This is a genomic window from Paenibacillus sp. WLX1005 (genome assembly GCF_046603685.1).
In the GTDB taxonomy this organism is placed as follows: domain Bacteria; phylum Bacillota; class Bacilli; order Paenibacillales; family Paenibacillaceae; genus Saccharibacillus.
Map to the genome: position 1 here is coordinate 2,498,884 of NZ_CP176756.1, position 21,679 is coordinate 2,520,562.

A 21,679-nucleotide genomic window follows, 5' to 3' on the forward strand; every position below is an offset into this window, starting at 1 on the left:
GGCAAAACAGACAGAGGGGGAGCATGTTTTGGCCAGAGCAATGGAAGGAAAAACAATTGTTATCGCCGGTTCGCGTAAGCTGGACGAGATGACATCGCTGATTGCGAGACAGGGCGCACAGGTGGTCGTCCGCTCGCTTCAGGGAATGACTATGTTCAAAGAAGAAGAAATGGAGCAGGAGCTGCGCGAGGTTATCGCTCATCAGCCGGACTGGTTTGTATTTACAACAGGTATCGGTACTGCGGCATTGTTCGCAGCCGCTGATCGTCTCGGTATCGGGAAAGAGTTTCGTGAAACGGTACGAGGTGCGCGTATTGCGATTCGTGGCTACAAAACCTACAGTGCGCTCAAGTCTGAAGACCTTGCACCGGATGTGCGCGATTCCGACGGTACCGTCCGGGGACTAGAGGAACAACTGGAGGAAGTGAACCTACAAGGGGCGCGTATCTGGGTACAGCTACATGGTGAACCTGCGCCGAATCTTGTCTCTTTTCTAGAGCAAAAAGGGGCAGTCAGTGTGCATACACTGTTACCGTATCTGAGTGTTCCGCCTGAAATGGATACGTTGGAGCAATTGCAGCGAGAGATTGAACAGGAGACGGTGCATGCGATTTGCTTTACGACCGCGGTACAGGTACGACATCTGTTCGCTCATGCTAAGGAGCATAGTTACACAGAACAATTGCGTGAGAAGTTGCAAGGTCCGGTATTGGCAGTCTCTGTTGGTAAAGTAACTTCGGAAGCACTGCGCCAAGAACAAGTAACACGCATTGTTGCTCCAGAGAATGAACGGATGGGTGCAATGATTATCGAAATGACACGTTATTATGAGCAGCAGTCCTGATTTCCAGGGCTGCTGTTTGTTCATATTGTGCGAAATTGGGTTTTGCGGGTAAATGAAAGTATACTATACAGTAATGGAGCAATCTGCATTCGGTTCACACCAGAACGGATTGCAATCTGCCTTTCATCACAGTCAAATAGTAGCAGACATAATCACATGAGACGGGAGAGGATAGTATGAGTACACAATGGACAGCAAAGCAAATACCTGATCTTACAGATAAACAGGTGGTTATTACCGGTGGTAGCGGTGGGCTTGGACTGGAAACCGCAAAAGAACTTGCTGCACACGGAGCCAGCTTAGTGTTGGCTGTACGCAATCTTGAAAAAGGGCATCAGGCAGCAGCTGATCTGCTACGTCAATATCCACGCTCTAAAGTGGAAGTCATGCATCTTGACCTTGCTGATCTGCAAAGCGTGCATCAATTTAGCCAAACCTATATTCAGCGCCATACGTCACTCGACATCTTAATCAATAATGCAGGTGTTATGATTCCACCGCTGGGTCGAACCGTACAGGGCTTTGAGCTGCAATTTGGCAGTAATCATCTTGGTCACTTTGCATTGACTGGGGAACTTCTTCCTGTGCTGCTGGACACACCGGACTCGCGAGTCATCACTTTGAGTAGTATCGCTGCGCGTAGCGGATACATTTATTTCAATAATCTGAACGCCCAGATTGGCTACAGCGCGATGAAATTTTACGGTCAAAGTAAGCTGGCTAACCTGCTATTCGCGCGTGAACTGCAAAAACGTCTGCAAGCAACCGGCGCATCCACAATCAGCATCGCTGCTCATCCCGGTGTCGCCAACACCAACCTGATCTCCCGCGGCTCCGGTCAAAAAGCTGGCAAAGCTGCCAGCTTCATATGGAGCTTACTAAGCCAATCCGCCGAAATGGGCGCTTTGCCAACACTATACGCAGCTACCAATCCCTCTCTAAAAGGCGGCGAATACATCGGTCCTGACGGCAAAGGCAGCCGCAAAGGCTACCCACACATCGACCGTACATTTGATCACAAATACAACGCCAGCACCGCCGACAAACTCTGGAAACTCTCCGAAGACATGACCGGCGTCTACTACCAATTCCGCCAACCAGAAGCCATCGAAGAATAATTCCAAAGCCTACATTTCTACAAGCACCCATATAAAATATCAACAATGGCTGTACGATCAATTGAATCGTACAGCCATAAACTTTGCATCCTCAACTCTAGAGGGGCGGGAATCTTCATTCTTTCCTACATCCCAAAGATTCCCGCGGCTCCACCGGAGTCCCGTTGCCTAATCCCTTTCCGCAGCAAAGTACCTCCAACACGCCCTGCACCCAACCCACCCAGCATGAAAACAAATGGACTTTTCATGAAAACCTATATTCTCATGTCAGCTTGTGTTAAAATAAAGTCATATTAAGCGAAGGAGAATCACTCACATGACCATACCCAAAACGTTAACGATAGCTGGCTCGGATACGAGCGGCGGTGCAGGCATACAGGCGGACCTGAAAACTTTTCAAGAGCTGGGCGTATACGGCATGACTGTGCTGACTACTATTGTGTCGATGGAGCCGAAGACATGGAACCATCAAGTATTCCCGGTAGAGCTGGGCGTAGTAGAAGCTCAATTGCGGACTGTAATGGAAGGCATCGGTTTTGATGCAGTGAAGACAGGCATGCTCGGTTCGGTTGAAATTATTGAACTGGTAGCCAACTACCTGAAGCGTTTCCCACTGAACCGTATCGTCATCGATCCGGTTATGGTATGTAAAGGTACGGATGAAGTGCTGCAACCAGAAAATACAGAAGCGATGCTGGAGCTGCTGATCCCGGGTGCAGATCTGGTAACGCCAAACCTGTTTGAAGCATCTCAATTGGCGAAAACGCCATTGATTCGTACTGAGGATGAAATGAAGGAAGCAGCTGTGCGCATCTATGAGCGCGGTGCTAAGCATGTCTTGATCAAAACGCGCGGCAAAGTCAAAGCAGGCAAAGCACTGGATTTGCTATACGATGGTAAAGAGTTTGACTGGTTTGAAGTGGATGCAATCGCAACCGAGTTTACACATGGTGCAGGCTGTACGACATCCGCTGCGGTAACAGCAGGGCTAGCCAAAGGCTTGACTGTCAAAGAATCATACAGTGAAGCCAAAAACTTCATTACGCAAGCTATCGCAAACGGCTTCCGTCTGAATGAATTTGTCGGACCTACACTGCATGCGGCACATCGTCTGCAATTGAGCTAAAGATACGAAGTATCGATATGGCAACTGCAATCCTTTGAATCCTCCGAAGCAGGCTATATAGGCTGCTTTACCAAGATCACTTTTCGTTGAACGATGTGTTTAACATTCGCAAGCACTGGAAATGGAGGAACTCCGATGAATCGCTTAAATAAATGGGTGCTAGGGTCTGCGTTAGCGCTGATGATGATCATCGTCAGTGCATGTTCATCAGGCAATTCTGGTGAATCGGCACAGACACCACAGCAACCAACAACGAACAATGAATCTACCGGTACGACCGAGACCCCGGGAACGGACAATACGGGAACAGATGCAACTGGCGGTGGTGCAGGAGGTACGGACAATTCAACCGGCACCGACAATCAGGGATCAACTGAAGGTAATACTGGCAGCAACGAATCTGGTACTGGCACAACGCCGGGAACGGGAAATAGCGGTTCCGGCAATACGAATGGCGGCTCCGAAGTCAATAACAACGCAGATCCGGAATTAACTCCGCAAACGACAGAGCTGAAGATCAGCACAGTACAGCAAGGTCCGGGTCAAATGTTCCTGCGCGTGGAAAGCTTGCCGCAAGGGTACGGCGTTAGCCAGATGGAGTGGGAATCTAAAGGTTATACAGAATCAGCTACCTTTGATCAGGCAGTACAAAACGGAAAAAACGGCAAAGACGGTTTTTATGCAAGTAGTGACCAGCGTAATTTTGGTTTTATTTATAATCAGAGCCACAGTGGACAAACAGGCAAAATCACCCTGACGTTAAGCAATGCGTCAGGCGATGAATTAACCTGGTACGATGATGTGACCTTACAGTAAATAAAATGTCGAAACGCTCTTACCCGCACAAAAGCCTCTGCCGATAATAAAGGCAGGGGCTTTCCTACTGTATGGTAATATTTGTCGGAAATGATGATAAGAGCAAATCAATGATTGTAAACATTAAAATGTGGAAACAATGGAACATCGGTTGAAATTCTATACATGAACAAGGTATCATTTGCTTCGAAAAAAGGTAATGAATATCTATACCGCTTATTGAATATCGACACGTATCCATGATGAGAAAGGATATGAACAAAATGAGAGTACATCAATTTACGATTCAACACACCCTAGATCGCGCACATCTGCTGCGTATCGCCAATGAAGCATCCAGCTTCGCGTCCGATATCCGTATCGCTTTCGGTCCAGAACAAAGTCGTCGTGAAGTAGACGTGAAAAGCCTGCTAGGTATGATGCTGACTATTATTCATTCTGGCACGGAGCTGCTGTTGAGCACGCGCGGCAAAGATGAGCTGGAAGCACTGGAGCGCATCCAACTGCTGTTTGAACAACCAGTTATCGCACCAAGCATGTAGTTACAAGTAAAGTCATAGAGATGATGCTTCATGTATAGCATGGAGATCATTGCATAACATGGAATACAACAGCCCCTTTCGGTCTTACCACACAGTGTTTGTGCGGTGAGAGAGCGAAAGGGGCTTTTTGCTATTTTAGCGTTATGAATAGAATCAGCTATGATGATTACTATAGTTGCGAGAGTTCATTATATGATACAGACGTGCGTATACATTGCTTGATAGTCATCGCATTATAGCATTTGTAGCCGATATTTTTTGGGCGTAAAGCCACTATGCTTTTTGAACGCTTTGGAAAAGGAAAATACGTCTGGATAACCGATCGATTCGGCAATCTCGGATACGGGGTTGTTCGTATCAGTTAGCATGCGGCGTGCTTTTTCTAACTTGAGACTACGAATATATTCGGCGGGAGGGACTTTGTACTGCTGATGGAATTGTTTGCTGAAATGAGTGCGATGAATGCCGACGTGTTCAGCAACTTGATTCACGGTGATGCCCTGATGAAAGCGTGCATGAATATACTCAACCGCTTCTTCCATCCAGCTCTGTTCTTTCTTTTGCTCTGTATAATCGATCCGGCTACTTTCGTCGCTACACATCAGACTGAACAGGCGATAGATCATCTCCAAACGAGCAAGTTCGCAGCCGATCGTATCAACTTCCTGCTTTGTGTTTAATATAGTAGTGTAACAATGCAATAGCTTCTCAAACAGCTTGTCGCTGACTTCACTGTAACCATCGTGCATGCCGCTCTGACGAATCAATTCATCTGCCTGCGGACCGGTAAATCCAATGAAGAACGTTTCCAGCGGCTCATCGGTATTGTTAATATATTCAAGGGTGATGTGTGATGGCACACACCAGACGTTATTTTTGCCAAGTACATAATTTTGACCGTTTTTGATGATAATGCCATCCTGACGGGTGGCGACCCAGAAGGCAACATTGTTGCCGGAGAAAATGCGTCGGTTGTCGGGATTCAGCAGATAACGGCCTGCCTGCGTAATCCATAGACCACCGTTCTGGGTGAAGGCGGAAGGTGTCACAACGAAACGCTCTGCGCGTTCACGTTCTGTGACGATAGTTACGTCTCTGGTCATGCTTGAGAAATCATCCTTTCGTATTTGAGGGTACAGTTCCATTATACAACACATTTTGACAAATAAAAAAGAACACATATTGACATTGTTTGACAAAGTTAAAATTTGCTATGATTTAAATCACGGTATTCCCACTATAATAATAGGGATATGTTCGTGGATACACTCACTTGGCGGGTCTGGATTGTATCGCGGTAGAGTGGTGCAGTTATGAGTATGAATGTAGATAGCTAAGACATTCGTATCATGATAAGGAAACTGTCAGGCAATATGGCATGCCAACATATAATGGAGGATCGATCATGAGAACAATGACAACCAAATGGACATTTCTGCTAACGGCGGTACTGCTGTTATCTGGCGTACTCGCAGCGTGCGGCGGAGGCTCCGATAACGCAGCAGACGGCAAAGTTACGATCAGCTTCCTTCACTGGCGTGGAGAAGATACACAGGCATTCCAGAACATTATCGATCAATTTGAAGCAAAGAATCCGAATATCGTCGTTGATATGCAAACGCTGACGTCGGATCAGTATCAGACAACGGCACAGGCGAAGTTAACCGATGGCTCGGTCGGTGATGTATTTGCATCATTCCCGGGTTCCCAATTCGCAGCATTGTCCAAAGCAGGTCTGTTTACCGATCTGAGCAGTGAATCGTTTGTCAAAAACTACAACGAAAGTCTGATCGATGCAGGAAAGCAGGATGGCAAGCAGCTCGCTCTGCCATACCAGCTCGTATACAATCAGCCGATTTATAACAAAGCGATCTTTGAAAAATACAATCTGACACCGCCAAAAGATTGGGATGGCTTCCTGAAGCTGTGCCAGACGCTGAAGGATAACGGGATTATCCCGATTGCTTTTGCAGGTGGCGATATCGGTCCCGGTCAATTTATGAACACGATGGTGATGAACAATGAGCCAAGCGAAGATATTTTCACCAAAGTCGAAGCGGGACAGGCGAAGCTGACCGACGAATTCTGGGTGAAAACTTTGACACAGTTCCAAGAATTGAATGACAAAGGCTTCTTCCAATCCAACTCGCTCGGTACGAAAGATGCAGCAGCTGGTGCGCTATTCATTCAGGGCAAAGCAGCAATGCTGGCAAGCGGTTCGTACCAGCTGGCACAAAATGCAAAACAAAATCCAGAGCTGCAACAGGGCTTGCTGGCACCGATCACTGTTTCTGCTGATCAGGCAAAATATGAGGGCGTGCATACAAGTACATTTATGTTAGGCGTAAATAGCCGCTCCAAGCATCCAGAGGAAGCGAAGAAATTCCTTGAATTCCTGAGTCAGCCGGATATTGCAGCACAATATGCAAATGCTACTGGTCAGAATGTAACATTGAATGATGTAACGTATGACAGCCCGGAATTGAAAATTGTTCAAGAATGGGCAGATAAGAAGACGCTGTTCCAACCGCGTTTCACCATTCTGAATGCGGAAAATCAAAAAGCTGTAACCAACTCGATCCAAGCGGTACTCGGCGGTGCAACTCCAGAGCAAGCGGCTCAGGATGCACAGGCAATTGTGGATCAGCAGGTAGGTAAATAATTGAGCATTGCAGTACAAGGCAAATCCGGGACGGGCAATCATGCCGCCCGGAATTTTTGCCGCCAAGATGAAGTAAAGGGATACGGTAACGCTTATGATTAATCGTAAAATACTGTGGCTGTTCATGCTGCCAGGAATCGTACTGTACACAGGACTATTCGTATACCCGGCTTTATCGGGACTGTTTTATTCGTTTACGAACTGGGACGGGGTGTCCTCGGCGTATGATTTTGTCGGTATTTCCAATTACAAAGACAGCTTTGAGAGCATTACGTTCCGCAAAGCATTTGTAAACAATATTAAATTTATGGTCGTCGTCGTTGTGATCCAGACGGTCGTATCGCTTGTGCTGGCGCTGATTCTGGCACGTAATTCCAAGACACATGTCGTGTTCCGGGCGCTGTACTTTTTTCCGGCGATTCTGTCGTCAGTATCGGTCGGTCTGATCTGGTCATTTATCTATGATCCTTCGATTGGACTGCTGAATACTGCACTGCAACATGTCGGATTGGAGCAACTCGGCAAAAGCTGGATTGGTGACGCCAAGATTGCGCTCTACTCAATCGCCTTTGTACAAATCTGGGCGCATGCCGGTCAGATGATGATTATCTTCATCGCTGGTTTGCAGGCGATTCCGGGTGAACTGGTGGAAGCGGCGCGGATTGATGGTGCTACTCGCTTGCAAGTATTCCGCAAAATCACCTGGCCGTTGCTCGCACCATCCGCAGCAATCGTAATCTCGTATACGACCATTCAGTCGTTCAAAGCATTCGATCTGATCTTTGTCATGACGGATGGCGGACCGAACTACTCGACTGAAATCTTAACTACGTACATTTATCATCTGGCATTCTCGAATTATTCATTTGGACTGGCATCTGCTGGCTCAATGATCTTCCTAATTCTGCTCGGTATTCTGACCTTCTTCCAATTCCGGGCATTGCGCCGCGAAGGTGCACATGGATAATGTCAGTAAGATAACCAGTATGACCAATCTGATTAAACAAGCGGGGTGAATGGCTGCGATGAAATGGGTCGGACGCATCATTATGATTTTGTACGGGCTGCTAGTTGCAGCACCGCTCTACTTTGTTATTGTTTCTTCGTTTAAAACAAGTCAAGGATTTTACGCCAATCCACTCGGTTGGCCAGATCCATGGAGCTTTCAGAACTTTATTAATATTTTTGAAGCACAGCCGATGCTGCAATATTTCTGGAACAGTGCGCGTGTAACACTATTTACAGTAATACTGGTGCTGTTCTTAGGTAGTCTAATCTCGTATGGGATTGTACGGCTTGGTGGGCGACTTGGTAAATTTGCTTTTGCCTATTTTGTAGCTGGATTGATCATTCCGTCGCAGGTCATTATGCTGCCGCTCTATTCACTGGTGCGCAAGCTGGACTGGTCGGATAGCCTGACTGCGCTAATCTTCGTGACAGCAGCGGGGCTATTGCCATTGACGGTGTTTACGTTGACTGGCTTTATGGAGATGCTCAGTAAGGAAATGATGGAAGCAGGTAGTATGGATGGCGCAGGGGAATGGAAAATTTACTGGCGCCTCGTATTGCCACTATCTGGGCCATCATTGTCGGCGACGGCGGCATTCTTGTTCGTTATGGTGTGGAATGATCTGTTGATTCCGCTGCTTCTATTGAACAGTACTGATAAGCTGACTTTGCCGCTAGCACTGATGCAATTCCGCGGCGAGTATGTCACCGACTATACGATGCTGCTGACCGGAGTTATTATTACGGCATTGCCGATGGTTATCCTGTTCATGTTCCTGCAACGCTTCTTCGTAACCGGTCTGACGGCGGGTTCGGTGAAGGGTTGAGTAGGAAAGGATCTATGGAGGATGCCTAATAAGAATGGATTGAGGATTTAGATGATATGCGTTGAATAATAGATTGTGGAGTGGAAGAAACGACCTGCGGAAGTATACTTTTGCAGGTCGTTTTTTATAAAATAATACGTGGAGGATGGATGATGACAGATATGAAATCGAATCATTTGGAACAAGAGGTGTTCACGATTGATTGTGGTGAGATTATGTTGCGTGAATTTGTTAGTGCCGATCTGGATGAGTTTCATCGTCTGACCTGGCAACCGGACATTTATACTTACTTGCCGGGGTGGAATGTATCAAGAGAGCAGCGAGAAGAATGGTTTATCCATTATGAACTTCCTGAAAATCGGCAATTTTTAGAAGCAGTAGCAAATAACAACGATATAGGTGATCTTCGTTTGCGCTTGGCTATTATTCTTAAACAAACAGGAGCACTTATCGGCTGGTGTTGCTCGGGGATCAAGGAAGAATTGCCGGAGCCGAATCGGGAGATTATGTATGCCGTTTCCAAAGATTATCGAAGCAAAGGATATGCTACAACAGCATCGCAGGGGATGATTCGGTATTTATTTGACCATACCAGCATACATACACTCAGCGCTATTGCTCTGGTGGAAAACAATCCATCCAATCAAGTCATAACCAAGTGCGGATTTCAATTTCAATCTATCGTGAAGATAGATGAGGAGCAGTACCGTTACTACAAGCTAGATCGAGCACAATGGATACATAATGAGAAAGAACAGTAGTACAAGATAGGCAACAGCGTAAAATATAGAGTAGAAATGTAAAGTAGAAAAGTATACTATCTAACGTTCTTGGTTTCATCGTCTGACATTCTTAGCTGCATGTAGTACGATGGATGAGATGTAAAATGGATTATTTAGATATAGATGAAGAAAACGGAGAACACATATCATCTGTGTTCTCCGTTTTTAATTAGGAAATTAGCATGTTCAAGTGCCATCATAATACGGCAACCTGCACTTAGGCAGTTTGATCATTCACCATGCTGACTTATCGGGATGACGAATTATTTCACCATACCTTGACGAATCGCCACAACGGCTGCTTGCGTGCGGTCTTTGACACCGAGCTTCTGGATCAGATTGTGCACATGGGTTTTGACGGTGCTTTCGGATACATACAGTTCATCAGCAATCTCAAAATTTCGTTTCCCATAAGCGATCGCTTGTAATACTTCCAGTTCGCGCTCGGTCAGCGGTTCGATCAGCTCCAGTTGCGAACCTTGTGGTATACGGAAAGCGTTCGAATTCTCGCCTTGCAATGGCAGAGGACGACCGACCAGTTCGATTAGCGCGCTACCTGCATTGGTTGTATTGTACACGGCACCGCCTGCGCAGACGGAGCGAATGCCCTGAATCATCTCGCTCATATCGATATCTTTGAGCAAATACCCGGACGCACCGGCGCGGATACCTTCGATCACGTATTCTTGTACATCAAAGGTTGTCAGCAGCACGATCTTGGTATGGGGCAAGCGTTCCAGAATAGTACGTGTTGCTTCAATTCCTGTTTGACCGGGCATCTGGATATCCATCAGCATCAGATCGGGTTGGTATTGCTCTGCCAGCTGTACTGCTTGGTTACCATCGGAAGCTTCAGCTACTACTTGAATATCAGGCTGAAGATCAAGAATATAGCGGATGCCCTGCCGGATCAGCGCTTGATCGTCGGCAAGAATAATGCGAATCACAGAATCGGTTTCGTTCATAAGTGAACTCCTTTAGCGAGTAATGATCAATAGGTTACGAGGATGCTATCGCTGCGGGTGCAGTGAGCGGCAATTCTACTTCGACAGTCATGCCGCCGCCAGGTGTTTGCCGGAAGGAGCAGCTCCCATGTAATTCGGTACAGCGGCGGCTCATATTGTTTAGCCCGAATCCATGCGTTAACGTCTGTTCTTCACGATAGCTGCCATTGTCTACAACTGTCAACTGTACAGTTGTGTCGGATTGCTGGATGTTCACATCCACTTGCGTTGCATTGGCATGTCGTACAATATTCGTCAGCGACTCTTGCAATAACCGATATAACATACGCTCTATGATATCGCCCCAACTATCATGATCGCCTTCGGAATGAAAAGTTAGCTCCAATCCGGAACGCTCTGCCACCTGAGTAGCGAGCATTCGTAGCTCGTCATCCGTACGCTCACTGGCAGACCAATCCTTGACGACACTACGTACTTCAGCAAGACCTTGACGCGATACATCCAGCAGTTGATCGACCGTTTGCTCGGCTTGCTGTGGATTGGGACGGATCATCCATTTTAGTGCCTGTAGCTGCACAATAATAGAAGTAAAATGATGACCCAATCCATCGTGAATTTCACCAGCGATGCGCGTACGTTCAGTGAGTGCGGCGTAGCGGACGGATTGCAGTGCATTTTCCTGTAAAGCATCATGTGCGCTTTGCAGCTGGCTGTGTACTTTTTCCAATTCTTCTAGCTGTTCACGGTTGATGCGATTGATACGAATATAGCGGGAAAAGCTCGTAATCCCTACATACAGACTGACCAGCGAAATGCCCATACTATACGGCAAACTGCCATCATAGCTGAATATGAGCATAAGGATACCGGTAAGAATGAGCAGTACAGTTGCCAGATGCTGACGCATCGCAGAACGAACGGATAGAATCGAGAACCATGCCCAGAGTAGCGCAAAGTATTGATCAATCGCTGTATTCAAGTACTGACTGACACATGTCATCGTAAATAAGAAGAGACTAATGATGATCAGCATCCAGTTTTTCATTTGAAAACGCCACCAGAGAAAGGAAGCGAAAAAGCAAATCATGATCATATACACGACTGTGATCCAATCTGGATGCTGTATATAACTTTTGACCGCAAAATAGATCAAAATCAAGATGGCGCCTAACCGGAACCAAGGTCTGTTATTTTGAAGTCGTTCCAGCCGGGACGTATTCATGCACAACTTCCTTCTTTCGTATTCAGTAATGGATGCGTGGATCATGCATGGCAATGGATTAAAACGAACGACGATGTCGCACCAGTTGATTATATTGGATCAGTATAATGATGCGTGTGGTTACGATATTGGCAACGGCAGCTAGCAACAGTGCACCAGTCAACGCATTGCCGAGTGCAGCATGATGAGGCAACAGATAGCCTGCACCGATCATATACGATACGATGACGCGCAGTGCAATCAGAGCAACAATCGTTATGCGACTCATAATGGAAGCGCTAGTTACAATTTTACCACTGTCCGGGTCTTGATGAACAGTATGCCAGCGCGAACGGAACCAGCCCAGCATAATGCCGGCGATAGCTCCGCACAATAGCAGTAACTCAAGGACAATACTGCTCTGTAGTAGCGGCATAATTTGTGGAGATAGACCGATGATCAGAATAATAGGCAGAATGACTAGTGCGGTAGGGCGAACTTCTTTCGTTTTGGACATCATATTCACTCACTTTCCTGCGAATCCTAAGAACTCGCGGTTCGATTTGTTGGTTTTTTGAATTACATTCAGTATAGAAAAGATGGCATGACTCATCATCCGTATAGCGATGAAATATGCAGAAATGGTTCTCCATCCAGAGGTGGAGACGCGTGGAAAGAGCGTATGTATAGAACCTTTTAATACACATATAGAATTTATTGATTATCAGATGCGTTGACGCTGGTTCCTGCCGGATGCTAGACTGTATTCAAGTTTTAACCAACTTAAAAGGTCGGAATTATAAGATATTCAAAATTCCGCATGACACGGAACGCTAACGGTTATAACCAGACCTGATCATAAAGGAGTGTTGAACTATGATTACAGTAAAAGCACCAGCCGTATACCGGAATGAACGTGGACTGTTAAAACAAAGCGGTGAGCTAGTACACGCAATCGGGAACTATGCGCTAGTCATTGGAGGACGTAGAGCATTAGCAAGTGTCAGACCATCGCTATTGCCTTCATTGGAGCAGGCAGGTGTGCAGGTGCATGTGGAGACTTTTGACGGATATTCCACACGGCAGGAGATTGAGTCGTATACGAATATTGCTCGTCAACTTCAAGTGAATGTCATTATCGGTGTTGGCGGCGGGAAAGTACTGGATCTGTCCAAGGCAGTTGCGCAAGAGTCTGGTATTCCGATTGTATCGGTGCCGACGATTCCGGCAACATGCGCTGCGTGGTCGGCATTGACTGTACTGTACGATAGCGATGGTCAATCTGCTGGATACTTGCCGCTGAATCAATCACCTGTGCTTGTACTTGCTGATCCCGATGTGCTGTCACAAGCACCACGTCGTTATCTGGCAGCCGGAATCGGCGATACTCTAGTCAAATGGCATGAGTTTGCCGTCAACCTAAACGGGAATGCAGGTAGTCTTGCTTTGCGAAGCAGTGTAGGCACAGCCAAGCTCGCACTGGATATTTTGGAACGACACGCGCTTGAAGTATATGAGCAAGCAGGCAATGGACAGGTGACAGACGCTTTTACCGAAGTGACCGATTCGATTATCGTGCTTGCAGGGTTGGTCGGTACGATTCAGGATGGTTCCGCACATGCGGCGATTGCGCACGGATTGCATGATAGTTTGACCCGCTTGGAAGAAACGCATGACAGTCTGCACGGGGAAAAGGTGGCATTTGGACTGTTAACCCAGTGGGTACTGGAAGGCAAGGAGCCGCAAGAGCTGCACCGACTTGCTTCATGGCTGCATCAGTTGGATCTGCCAGTCACTCTGAATCAGCTAGGGATTGAGAGTGATCATGAGCAAGCGGCAACGATTATTGCGAATGGATTGGCACTGCGTGAAGGTGCAGCGCAAAATCTAGCTTTTGCCGTGGATGCTGGAAGTGTGAAGCAGGCAATTCTGCGAGCACATGAATTGGGACGCAGTTTACAGCAGCATGGAGATTATACAGCGGCTGAACAGGTGTTGCGCAGTATATCCAGCTCCCATTAAATGATCTGAATCGCTGTCGCTGTCGATCAATCCAGACAATCATTGTTACACGCCGCTACATAGCATGTAGATGCATATCTATTTTCAAAATCAGGCTTCACTATTAAAGGGGAAAAGGTGATGATTCATGAAACAACTGGTTAATCAGCGTAATTCAGCATTTGTAAGGCGCAAGTCCATATTCAAAATCGTTCCCGCACTGCTGCTTACTGTACTACTACTCGTAACAGCAGGCTGCTCCAAAGGCAGTCCAAACGCCGCTGCAGAATCGGCATCTGGCGGATCGGATAGTGGCGTTGTGCTGAAAGTCGGACAAACCGGATGGGGCAATCTGGAGCAAGGGCTGAAAGCAGCTGGACTCGATAATACGCCCTATAAGGTTGAATACAGCGTCTTCCAAGGTGGCAATCTGATTCTGGAAGCGATGGCTGCCAATCAGGTGGACTTTGGAACAACTAGCGAGATTCCGCCAATCTTCGCTTCACAGGCAGCGAATGGAGGCAATTTTAAAGTCGTTGCTGTGCAGGAAGGCAATACGCTGAATCAGGAAGTCGTCGTACCAAAAGATTCATCGATCCAAACGCCTGCTGATCTAAAAGGGAAAAAGATTGCATTTGTCAAAAATACGACCGCTCACTATTTCCTGTTAAAAATATTGCAGGATGCCGGGCTGACCTGGCAGGATATTCAGCCTGTTGAGTTGTCCACTGCGGATGGACTGAGCGCGCTGATCAGTGGCAAAGTTGATGCGCTGGCAAGCTATGGCAATGCGATTATCTCTGCGCACCAGAATGGAGCAACAACGCTGGCCAGCGCCAAGGACATTCTGTCCGGCAGCTTCCTCGTAACCGCTTCGGATAGCGCACTCGCCGATACCGCCAGAAAGGATGCGATCGCCGACTATCTTGATCGTTTGAACCAATTCTACGACTGGACACGCACACATCAGGAAGATTGGGCGAAGATCACTGCCGCAGCTACTCACCAGCCAGAAGATCAGGCATTAACGACGCTCAAAGAAGGCGAAGCACAACGCCCAAGCCATGTTGTCGCCACGTCCAAAGAAGCGATTGCTTCGGAGCAGGATGTCGCTGATACATTTACGGATGCAGGCGTATTATCTTCCAAAGTAGACGTATCCACTTTCTGGAGCGACGCGCTGAACGACAAGCTCAAAGCGCCGACAGCATCGAAATAAACGCGTGAATAAACATCGAAATAAACACACTGTACTCTGAATTACATTACAGCGATGGAATGATCATTGTAGGAGAATCTGCTCAGATTCTAGTCGAATCGCAAGGAACGGGAAATATAGTAGGGAGGTGGCACGAAGATGTCTTCCAAATTCATATCTTCAACTGCGTCTGCTCGTATGCAGGAACGTGCAGCAGCGCAGGACGCCGATGTTGAAGTTCAGCAATATCAAGCGGAAGCACCAGCCTCGTCGTCCGGTATTGTACAACAGCCGTCGACAGTCAGGACAACGACGAATGGTGGAACGGGTAGTCTGTTTCTACAGACGTGGGGCTCCCGTTTGCTACCATTCGGATTACCGGTACTGTTAATTATTGCATGGCAGTTGCTATCGACGACTGGCTGGATTACGAACAATATTTTGCCATCTCCAGCACAGGTGCTGGAAGCCTTCTTCCGGCTACTGGGTACAGGTGAATTGGTAGATAATATCGCTATCAGTACGCAGCGTGCCTTGAGTGGATTTGCCATTGGCGGTGGACTCGGCTTCTTGCTTGGTGCACTTAATGGCATCTCGCGCTTGTCGGAAAAGGTATCTGATTCATCGATTCAGATGATTCGCAATATCCCACATCTGTCGCTGATTCCTCTAGTCATCGTCTGGTTTGGAATCGGTGAAGAAGCGAAGCTATTTCTCGTCTCGCTAGGGGTATTTTTCCCAGTGTATCTGAATACGTTTCATGGCATTCGTTCCGTCGATCACAGTCTGATCGAGATGGGGCGTGTATATGGACTGAGCCGGTTTGCGCTGTATACGAATATTATTTTGCCGGGTGCCTTGCCATCCATTCTGGTCGGTATCCGCTATGCGCTAGGAATTATGTGGCTCACGCTCATCGTTGCCGAGACCGTTGCCGCTGACTCTGGGATCGGGTATATGGCGATGAATGCACGTGAATTTATGCAAATGGATGTGATCGTACTAAGTATTCTGCTATATGCACTGCTCGGCAAACTGTCCGACAGTATTGCGAAGCTGTTGGAAAAGCGCTGGTTGCGCTGGAATCCATCCTTATCACGCAAGTAAGCGTTACAGCAGATACGAAACGAAGAAACGCGTGCATACTATAAAATCCATACAGCAAGGAGGAAGTCAGATGACTGCATCTACAAGTGTCCCGTATTTGCATATCGACCGTATACAAAAGCAGTTCGGTGAGCGACTTATTTTGTCAGATATTGATGTACAGGTTCAAAAAGACGAATTTATCGCCATTGTCGGTCGCAGCGGCTGCGGCAAAAGTACATTGCTGCGTCTGATTGCCGGGTTAGAGCAGCCAACAAACGGGAACATCCATGTTCAGCAGGTATCCCAGTCTGCTGCCAAGGAACCGAAGCGGCAAGCTAAGCTGAGTTCGCGTCCCGGTGCGGACAGGCGGGGCAACATCAGTCGTCCGCGTCAAGTGGCGCGTCCGAATACCCGCTTCTTGTTTCAGGAGTCTCGATTGCTACCATGGAAAACGGTGCTGGATAACGTAAGGCTAGGCATTCCAGATAAAAACCGTGATACTGCCCGTGAAGCGCTGCAACAGGTCGGATTGGGTGATCGCGAAAAGGATTGGCCTGCTGTACTGTCTGGCGGTCAGAAGCAGCGTGTCGCTCTAGCACGCGCCCTTGCCAGTCATCCTGATCTGCTGCTGCTGGATGAACCGCTCGGTGCGTTGGATGCACTGACTCGCATTGAGATGCAGCAATTGATCGAACGGTTGTGGATTGAGCAGGAATTGACGATCGTACTCGTCACGCATGATGTGAGTGAAGCGGTCGCACTTGCCGACCGGGTGTTGTTGATCGAGAATGGGCAGATTGAGCTGGATGTGCGTATTACGCTGGATCGTCCGCGTGAGCGGGATAGCGGATTTGCTCATTTTGAAAATCTGATTTTACACCGTCTGCTGAAGCGTGAGGAGCATCCGCATCCATTGGAGCAGAAGCGCCAACCTAGCTTTTCGATCTGATATAGGCAGATGCCGTACGATACAGATGCAATGGATCAGGAACGATTCAACCTAGGAGGGGATACGATGGGTGATCTGTCATCTCGGGATTCGCAGCTTCCTGCAACCAGTCAGCTTGCCGATGGTGTGGGGAAGCATGCCGATCAGCAACTAACAGGGGATGGGCAATCGACGGAATTAGAACATCACCATCCGCTCGCGTATCGGCAGGCAATATTGGATGATACGGTTGAGCTGCATCAGGTGATCATCGATGCGTACGAACCGCTGCGACAACTACAGATTCCATTTCCGGCAGGCTATGCGACTGTAGAGGCGATTGAGCACAATATCGCTGCGCATGAGTGTTATGTGCTGCTGCGTGACGGTCAGATTGCAGCTACGGTCACACTGGATCGCGACGATCAGCCGCGCTTGAAGGCATTGAGCGATCTGCCATTTATTCGCTGGTTTGCTGTTGCTCCTCAGTTCAAAGGGCAAGGAGATGGCGCTCGTCTGCTAGATTGGGTTGAGCAGCAGATCATTCTGGGCAAACACAATCAGCCCGGCGTTATGCTGGCAACAGCATCGCGTCATCCGTGGCTGGCAGCAATGTATGAGCGCAAAGGGTATCGCATCTTTCACGATTATGTGAATAGTGGCGAGCATATTGTGTATATGGCAAAACAATTGAATCCTGAAGTGAATTTTCAATCCCTGCTGCATGTGTAGCAGAAGATAATGAGTATAGTAGAGTATCAGCAACGTCTGAAAGACAAATACATTTCATCTGTTTCCATTCCAAAGGAGGAACTTTATCATGTCCAATTCACATACTAACGCACAGGAATTTCAAGCAAACAACGGAAAAATCGTCGTCTGGAGCAAAACGGGTTGCCATTTCTGCCAGGAGATCAAAACGTATCTGGAAACAAACGGCTACGAGTACAGCAATCTGGAAGTAGCGGGCAACGATGTACTGCGCGATGTGCTGGATGCCAAATACGGTATTCGTCATGTGCCGGTCGTGGAAGTTGGTCATGGGGGCAGTTATACGGCGCTGCTGGAACCTGATCTTGAGAAGCTGCAACAATTGCTGCAACAACAGGCTCAAGTATCGGTGTAAGTAGAGGCTCGTTACCACGTACAATAGAGAGGATGAATGCAATGAGCAAGCGTCAATTGAAATTTGGAGCGATTATTCATGGCGTGGGCGGCAGTATGTCCACTTGGCGTCACCCGGAGGTGCTGTCGGATGCCAGCGTGAATTTTGACTTTTACAAGCGTCAGGCATTAAAGGCGGAAGAGGGCAAATTTGATCTGGTGTTCATCGCAGACGGTCTGTTTATTAATGAAAAATCGCTGCCGCATTTTCTCAATCGGTTTGAGCCGGTAACGATTCTGTCGGCGCTGGCGGGCGTCACATCCAAAATCGGTCTGGTTGGCACGATCTCAACTAGCTATAGCGAACCGTTTACGATCTCGCGTCAGCTGGCTTCGCTGGATCATATTAGCGGTGGACGTGCGGGCTGGAATGTGGTGACATCGCCGCTGGAAGGCACAGCGCTGAACTATAGCCGCGACCGTCATCCGTCTCATCCAGAGCGCTACAAGATCGCGTCTGAATATCTAGACGTTGCCAAAGGGCTGTGGGATTCGTGGGAAGAAGATGCGTTTGTGCGTGACAAAGAAAGCGGTGTGTTCTTTGACCCGGACAAGCTGCATACGCTGAATCATCAGGGAGAATACTTTTCCGTGCAGGGACCGCTGAATATCGCTCGTACGCCGCAGGGGCAGCCAGTGATTTTCCAAGCAGGTTCATCCGAAGATGGCAAAAACCTCGCTGCTCGCTCGGCGGATGCGATCTTCACTGGTCAGGAGACGCTGGCGGATGCACAGGCGTTCTATCAGGATGTGAAGACACGTGTAACCGGATATGGACGGGACGAGGAAGAAGTGAAGATTTTGCCGGGCATTACGCCTATTATTGGACGTACGGAGGAGGAGGCAGAGCAGAAGTATCAGGAGATCGCCAGTCTCGTGACGATCGACAAGGCGCTGCAATACTTGGGACGCTTCTTCGATCATCATGACTTCTCGCAGTATCCGCTGGATGAGCCATTCCCAGAGCTGAACGGCATCGGAAGTAACAGCTTCCGTAGCGGCACCGACAAGATCAAAAAGGATGCCAAAGAGCGCAATCTGACGCTGCGTGAAGTAGCACTGCAATCGGCAACGCCGCGCAGTAACTTTATCGGTACAGCCGAGCAGGTAGCTGACCGCATTCAAGAATGGTTTGAGCAAAAAGGGGCGGACGGATTCATTATTCATTCTGATCTGCCGTCGGGATTGCATGATTTTGTCGATCAAGTGGTGCCGATTTTGCAGGCGCGTGGCATCTATCGTGAAGACTATGAGCATACTACATTACGCGAGAATCTGGGTGTGCCCATTCCGCAAAATCGTTATGCTGCCAAGCCAGTGAACAGCTGAGCATAAGGTGATGACCAGAGTTGTATGATTTTCCCATTCTGGTGACAAGTGGCGAAAGTGCGCGTCCCGCCTGACTTTTTCTTTTCCAAAAGCTGGCGGAGCGCGTTCTGTACCCGCGAAACCCGTTGACAATGCACAGTTCACAACCTATGATACATAAAACCAAGTTAAATGATTGGTAAAATAAGATTTGGTGAATGCAAGCTATTTTCATACACTGATGAAAGGGGAATGCACCGTGAACATTGAGAATATGGAAGCTTTTGTGTACATCCATCATTACGGCAGCTTTAACAAGGCGGCAGAGATTCTGTTCCTGTCCCAGCCTTCCGTCACCGCGCGAATTCAATCGCTGGAGAGAGAACTGGGCTGCAAACTGTTCGAACGGCTTGGACGTCAGATTGTGCTGACCGAAGAAGGCAGACGCTTTTTGCCGTACGCTCAACAAGTATTGCAAGTGCTGCAAAAAGGTAGACAACGGATTCAAACGGTCAAGACAACACCAGAGGAGCTGACCATCGGATGCACCATTTCCGTATCCAATTATGTCATTCCGGAGCTGTTACCCCAATTGAAGTTGCAATATCCACAAACCAATTTTAAATTGATCACGGCAACGACCGACCAGCTCGTCAGCCGTCTATTGAATAAAGAAATTGATATTGGATTTGTACGCAAAATGATGCATCCGTCGATCCGTACCGTATCTTCCTACGAAGATCCGATTTCATTGTATGTGTATGCCGACCACCCGTTTGCGTATCGTCCGCCTACATCGATTGCCGCACTGGAACGCCAGCAGCTCGTCTTTTTCGAATGCGGCTCACTCGACTGGCTGCGCATCCACCGTGTATTCGAAGCGATGGAATCGCCACCAGAGATCGCATTTCAGGTTGATCACTCCGAAACCGCCAAGAAACTCGTTCTGCAAAAAGCCGGCATCGCCTTCTTACCCGGCTTGAGTGTACACGAAGAAGTCAAACAGGGTTTGCTCGTCCGTGTCCCATTACCGGAAATCGAAGGCATCTCCCTGCAAACGAGCCTGGTCACGCTAAAAGAACAACCTGCCCACATGACATCCATGATGGCTGACCTGCTGCGCGACGTCGACTACTTCCGCCGCCAAGAACAACCCGAAATCGCCGTCCCCGGTTAACGAGGACGACCATACCAAAGAGAAACATAATCACCAAGCTCAATAAAATAAACAAATCTATGCTACTGCACACCAGTCGACACATAACACCAACCCACCCATACATCACGCAACACCCGACAAACAAACTGCAACCCATACCAGCCAACGACACCACCAGCGGGGCGAGCCAACCAAAGCACGCCCCGTTTGGCATTGTAAAATCAATAGCTAACTAAATAACTAACTAACTAACTAGATATACCATTCACAACATCTTCCATATATATCAAAAGATTCACAAATAAATAGCTTGCATCAAATCGTCCAATAAAAAAAGCAAAGTAAAAATCAAGAACAGACACAGAAGAAACCAAAGAAATACTATAAACAAGAAATGAAATAGAGCAAATACAACACTATCAAAATGCCAAACCATGTTATATCATTTCATACCCTAATAACAAAAATAGAATTTGCCTATATCAACTCATAACAATTTTCTTAAAAAAATTCTATTGATTACTTGATACTCTATTAATCATTAAGGTTTCCATGTTTCCCACTGCCGCCTACCCAAAAGGTGGAGGTTGCACGGAACGGAGGGAAGGAAATAAGGGAAATGGAACGACCTTGGAGGTGCGAGAATCTACATGTAATCCTAATCCGTAGATTCTCGTGCCTCCACCGGAGTTCCATTCCCTTATTCCTTCCCGCAGTGGATTCAACCATCCACCTCCCAACCTATAGATTTGTTCAATACCCATATAGAATCTTTCGATTAAAACCTGCATTGACGCTACCCATCACAAGATGATAGATTTATCGCACATCCACTACATCCGGTTGCAACACACCAGTCGCTGGATAAAATCCGATTAAAAAGATAAGAATTTGGGGGAATAGGTAATGAACAACAAACAAAGCCAATTCAAGACATGGAA

21 protein-coding genes are annotated in these 21,679 nt (G+C 47.5%); 17 read left to right on the forward strand and 4 right to left on the reverse strand.

The window, feature by feature from the left end; genetic code table 11:
- Positions 1-28: 28 nt before the first annotated feature.
- The 5 genes from ACE3MZ_RS10810 (at position 29) to ACE3MZ_RS10830 (ending at position 4,446) form a co-directional block, all read left to right on the forward strand.
- Complete coding sequence (locus ACE3MZ_RS10810) at positions 29-844, forward strand: uroporphyrinogen-III synthase (protein WP_411346434.1); 816 nt, start codon at positions 29-31, stop codon at positions 842-844.
- Between the two features lie 176 nt (positions 845-1,020).
- Positions 1,021-1,962, forward strand: coding sequence for an oxidoreductase (locus tag ACE3MZ_RS10815; RefSeq protein ID WP_411346435.1), 942 nt, complete (start codon positions 1,021-1,023; stop codon positions 1,960-1,962).
- 316 nt (positions 1,963-2,278) lie between these two features.
- Positions 2,279-3,088, forward strand: coding sequence for a bifunctional hydroxymethylpyrimidine kinase/phosphomethylpyrimidine kinase (gene thiD, locus ACE3MZ_RS10820; RefSeq protein ID WP_411346436.1), 810 nt, complete (start codon positions 2,279-2,281; stop codon positions 3,086-3,088).
- Between the two features lie 135 nt (positions 3,089-3,223).
- Positions 3,224-3,904: a hypothetical protein gene (locus ACE3MZ_RS10825; protein WP_411346437.1), complete on the forward strand. Its 681-nt coding sequence runs from the start codon at positions 3,224-3,226 to the stop codon at positions 3,902-3,904.
- A 263-nt stretch (positions 3,905-4,167) separates the two neighbouring features.
- On the forward strand, positions 4,168-4,446 hold the full coding sequence (locus ACE3MZ_RS10830) for an HPr family phosphocarrier protein (RefSeq protein WP_411346438.1): 279 nt from the start codon (positions 4,168-4,170) through the stop codon (positions 4,444-4,446).
- 233 nt (positions 4,447-4,679) lie between these two features.
- Here the strand turns inward: ACE3MZ_RS10830 and ACE3MZ_RS10835 are convergent, their stop codons facing one another.
- Positions 4,680-5,549: a helix-turn-helix transcriptional regulator gene (locus ACE3MZ_RS10835; RefSeq protein ID WP_411346439.1), complete on the reverse strand. Its 870-nt coding sequence runs from the start codon at positions 5,547-5,549 to the stop codon at positions 4,680-4,682.
- Positions 5,550-5,851: 302 nt separating this feature from the next.
- Here ACE3MZ_RS10835 and ACE3MZ_RS10840 point away from each other — a divergent pair, with 302 nt between their 5' ends.
- The 4 genes from ACE3MZ_RS10840 to ACE3MZ_RS10855 all read left to right on the forward strand — a co-directional run bounded on the left by ACE3MZ_RS10840 (position 5,852) and on the right by ACE3MZ_RS10855 (position 9,704).
- Positions 5,852-7,108 (forward strand): ABC transporter substrate-binding protein, encoded by a 1,257-nt coding sequence (locus tag ACE3MZ_RS10840; RefSeq protein ID WP_411346440.1) that lies wholly within the window; start codon positions 5,852-5,854, stop codon positions 7,106-7,108.
- Positions 7,109-7,202: 94 nt separating this feature from the next.
- Complete coding sequence (locus tag ACE3MZ_RS10845; RefSeq protein ID WP_411346441.1) at positions 7,203-8,075, forward strand: carbohydrate ABC transporter permease; 873 nt, start codon at positions 7,203-7,205, stop codon at positions 8,073-8,075.
- A 58-nt stretch (positions 8,076-8,133) separates the two neighbouring features.
- Positions 8,134-8,943: a carbohydrate ABC transporter permease gene (locus tag ACE3MZ_RS10850; RefSeq protein ID WP_411346442.1), complete on the forward strand. Its 810-nt coding sequence runs from the start codon at positions 8,134-8,136 to the stop codon at positions 8,941-8,943.
- Between the two features lie 149 nt (positions 8,944-9,092).
- Positions 9,093-9,704, forward strand: a complete 612-nt coding sequence (locus tag ACE3MZ_RS10855; RefSeq protein ID WP_411346443.1) for a GNAT family N-acetyltransferase — start codon at positions 9,093-9,095, stop codon at positions 9,702-9,704.
- 284 nt (positions 9,705-9,988) lie between these two features.
- On the opposite strand, the gene ACE3MZ_RS10860 is transcribed toward ACE3MZ_RS10855, so the two are convergent.
- The 3 genes from ACE3MZ_RS10860 to ACE3MZ_RS10870 are packed head-to-tail and all read right to left on the reverse strand — an operon-like array spanning position 9,989 to position 12,411.
- Positions 9,989-10,690 (reverse strand): response regulator, encoded by a 702-nt coding sequence (locus tag ACE3MZ_RS10860; protein ID WP_411346444.1) that lies wholly within the window; start codon positions 10,688-10,690, stop codon positions 9,989-9,991.
- A gap of 34 nt (positions 10,691-10,724) precedes the next feature.
- Positions 10,725-11,912 carry a sensor histidine kinase gene (locus ACE3MZ_RS10865; protein ID WP_411346445.1) on the reverse strand — a complete coding sequence of 396 codons (1,188 nt, stop codon included), beginning with the start codon at positions 11,910-11,912 and terminating at the stop codon, positions 10,725-10,727.
- Positions 11,913-11,970: 58 nt separating this feature from the next.
- Complete coding sequence (locus ACE3MZ_RS10870; RefSeq protein ID WP_411346446.1) at positions 11,971-12,411, reverse strand: hypothetical protein; 441 nt, start codon at positions 12,409-12,411, stop codon at positions 11,971-11,973.
- Positions 12,412-12,767: 356 nt separating this feature from the next.
- Here ACE3MZ_RS10870 and ACE3MZ_RS10875 point away from each other — a divergent pair, with 356 nt between their 5' ends.
- From ACE3MZ_RS10875 to ACE3MZ_RS10910, 8 genes are all read left to right on the forward strand, one after another.
- Positions 12,768-13,913: an iron-containing alcohol dehydrogenase family protein gene (locus ACE3MZ_RS10875; protein ID WP_411346447.1), complete on the forward strand. Its 1,146-nt coding sequence runs from the start codon at positions 12,768-12,770 to the stop codon at positions 13,911-13,913.
- Positions 13,914-14,040: 127 nt separating this feature from the next.
- Positions 14,041-15,111 carry an ABC transporter substrate-binding protein gene (locus ACE3MZ_RS10880; protein WP_411346448.1) on the forward strand — a complete coding sequence of 357 codons (1,071 nt, stop codon included), beginning with the start codon at positions 14,041-14,043 and terminating at the stop codon, positions 15,109-15,111.
- 138 nt (positions 15,112-15,249) lie between these two features.
- A complete protein-coding gene (ssuC, locus tag ACE3MZ_RS10885) occupies positions 15,250-16,197 on the forward strand; it encodes an aliphatic sulfonate ABC transporter permease SsuC (protein WP_411346449.1) in 948 nt (315 codons plus the stop codon).
- A gap of 70 nt (positions 16,198-16,267) precedes the next feature.
- Positions 16,268-17,128 (forward strand): ATP-binding cassette domain-containing protein, encoded by an 861-nt coding sequence (locus ACE3MZ_RS10890; protein ID WP_411346450.1) that lies wholly within the window; start codon positions 16,268-16,270, stop codon positions 17,126-17,128.
- A gap of 66 nt (positions 17,129-17,194) precedes the next feature.
- Positions 17,195-17,839 (forward strand): GNAT family N-acetyltransferase, encoded by a 645-nt coding sequence (locus tag ACE3MZ_RS10895; protein WP_411346451.1) that lies wholly within the window; start codon positions 17,195-17,197, stop codon positions 17,837-17,839.
- A gap of 88 nt (positions 17,840-17,927) precedes the next feature.
- A complete protein-coding gene (locus ACE3MZ_RS10900; protein WP_411346452.1) occupies positions 17,928-18,233 on the forward strand; it encodes a glutaredoxin family protein in 306 nt (101 codons plus the stop codon).
- 41 nt (positions 18,234-18,274) lie between these two features.
- Positions 18,275-19,600, forward strand: coding sequence for an LLM class flavin-dependent oxidoreductase (locus ACE3MZ_RS10905; protein ID WP_411346453.1), 1,326 nt, complete (start codon positions 18,275-18,277; stop codon positions 19,598-19,600).
- Between the two features lie 238 nt (positions 19,601-19,838).
- On the forward strand, positions 19,839-20,756 hold the full coding sequence (locus tag ACE3MZ_RS10910) for a LysR family transcriptional regulator (RefSeq protein ID WP_411346454.1): 918 nt from the start codon (positions 19,839-19,841) through the stop codon (positions 20,754-20,756).
- The last annotated feature ends 923 nt before the right edge of the window (positions 20,757-21,679 follow it).

Bases quoted from the DNA above. Each gene is read 5' to 3' on its own strand.
- ACE3MZ_RS10860 (WP_411346444.1), bottom strand. From the start codon at position 10,690: ATGAACGAAACCGATTCTGTGATTCGCATTATTCTTGCCGACGATCAA.
- ACE3MZ_RS10870 (WP_411346446.1), bottom strand. From the start codon at position 12,411: ATGATGTCCAAAACGAAAGAAGTTCGCCCTACCGCACTAGTCATTCTG.
- ACE3MZ_RS10875 (WP_411346447.1), top strand. From the start codon at position 12,768: ATGATTACAGTAAAAGCACCAGCCGTATACCGGAATGAACGTGGACTG.
- ACE3MZ_RS10865 (WP_411346445.1), bottom strand. From the start codon at position 11,912: ATGAATACGTCCCGGCTGGAACGACTTCAAAATAACAGACCTTGGTTC.
- ACE3MZ_RS10900 (WP_411346452.1), top strand. From the start codon at position 17,928: ATGTCCAATTCACATACTAACGCACAGGAATTTCAAGCAAACAACGGA.
- ACE3MZ_RS10905 (WP_411346453.1), top strand. From the start codon at position 18,275: ATGAGCAAGCGTCAATTGAAATTTGGAGCGATTATTCATGGCGTGGGC.
- ssuC (WP_411346449.1), top strand. From the start codon at position 15,250: ATGTCTTCCAAATTCATATCTTCAACTGCGTCTGCTCGTATGCAGGAA.
- ACE3MZ_RS10850 (WP_411346442.1), top strand. From the start codon at position 8,134: ATGAAATGGGTCGGACGCATCATTATGATTTTGTACGGGCTGCTAGTT.
- ACE3MZ_RS10835 (WP_411346439.1), bottom strand. From the start codon at position 5,549: ATGACCAGAGACGTAACTATCGTCACAGAACGTGAACGCGCAGAGCGT.
- ACE3MZ_RS10815 (WP_411346435.1), top strand. From the start codon at position 1,021: ATGAGTACACAATGGACAGCAAAGCAAATACCTGATCTTACAGATAAA.
- thiD (WP_411346436.1), top strand. From the start codon at position 2,279: ATGACCATACCCAAAACGTTAACGATAGCTGGCTCGGATACGAGCGGC.
- ACE3MZ_RS10855 (WP_411346443.1), top strand. From the start codon at position 9,093: ATGATGACAGATATGAAATCGAATCATTTGGAACAAGAGGTGTTCACG.
- ACE3MZ_RS10880 (WP_411346448.1), top strand. From the start codon at position 14,041: ATGAAACAACTGGTTAATCAGCGTAATTCAGCATTTGTAAGGCGCAAG.
- ACE3MZ_RS10825 (WP_411346437.1), top strand. From the start codon at position 3,224: ATGAATCGCTTAAATAAATGGGTGCTAGGGTCTGCGTTAGCGCTGATG.
- ACE3MZ_RS10845 (WP_411346441.1), top strand. From the start codon at position 7,203: ATGATTAATCGTAAAATACTGTGGCTGTTCATGCTGCCAGGAATCGTA.
- ACE3MZ_RS10890 (WP_411346450.1), top strand. From the start codon at position 16,268: ATGACTGCATCTACAAGTGTCCCGTATTTGCATATCGACCGTATACAA.
- ACE3MZ_RS10895 (WP_411346451.1), top strand. From the start codon at position 17,195: ATGGGTGATCTGTCATCTCGGGATTCGCAGCTTCCTGCAACCAGTCAG.
- ACE3MZ_RS10840 (WP_411346440.1), top strand. From the start codon at position 5,852: ATGAGAACAATGACAACCAAATGGACATTTCTGCTAACGGCGGTACTG.
- ACE3MZ_RS10830 (WP_411346438.1), top strand. From the start codon at position 4,168: ATGAGAGTACATCAATTTACGATTCAACACACCCTAGATCGCGCACAT.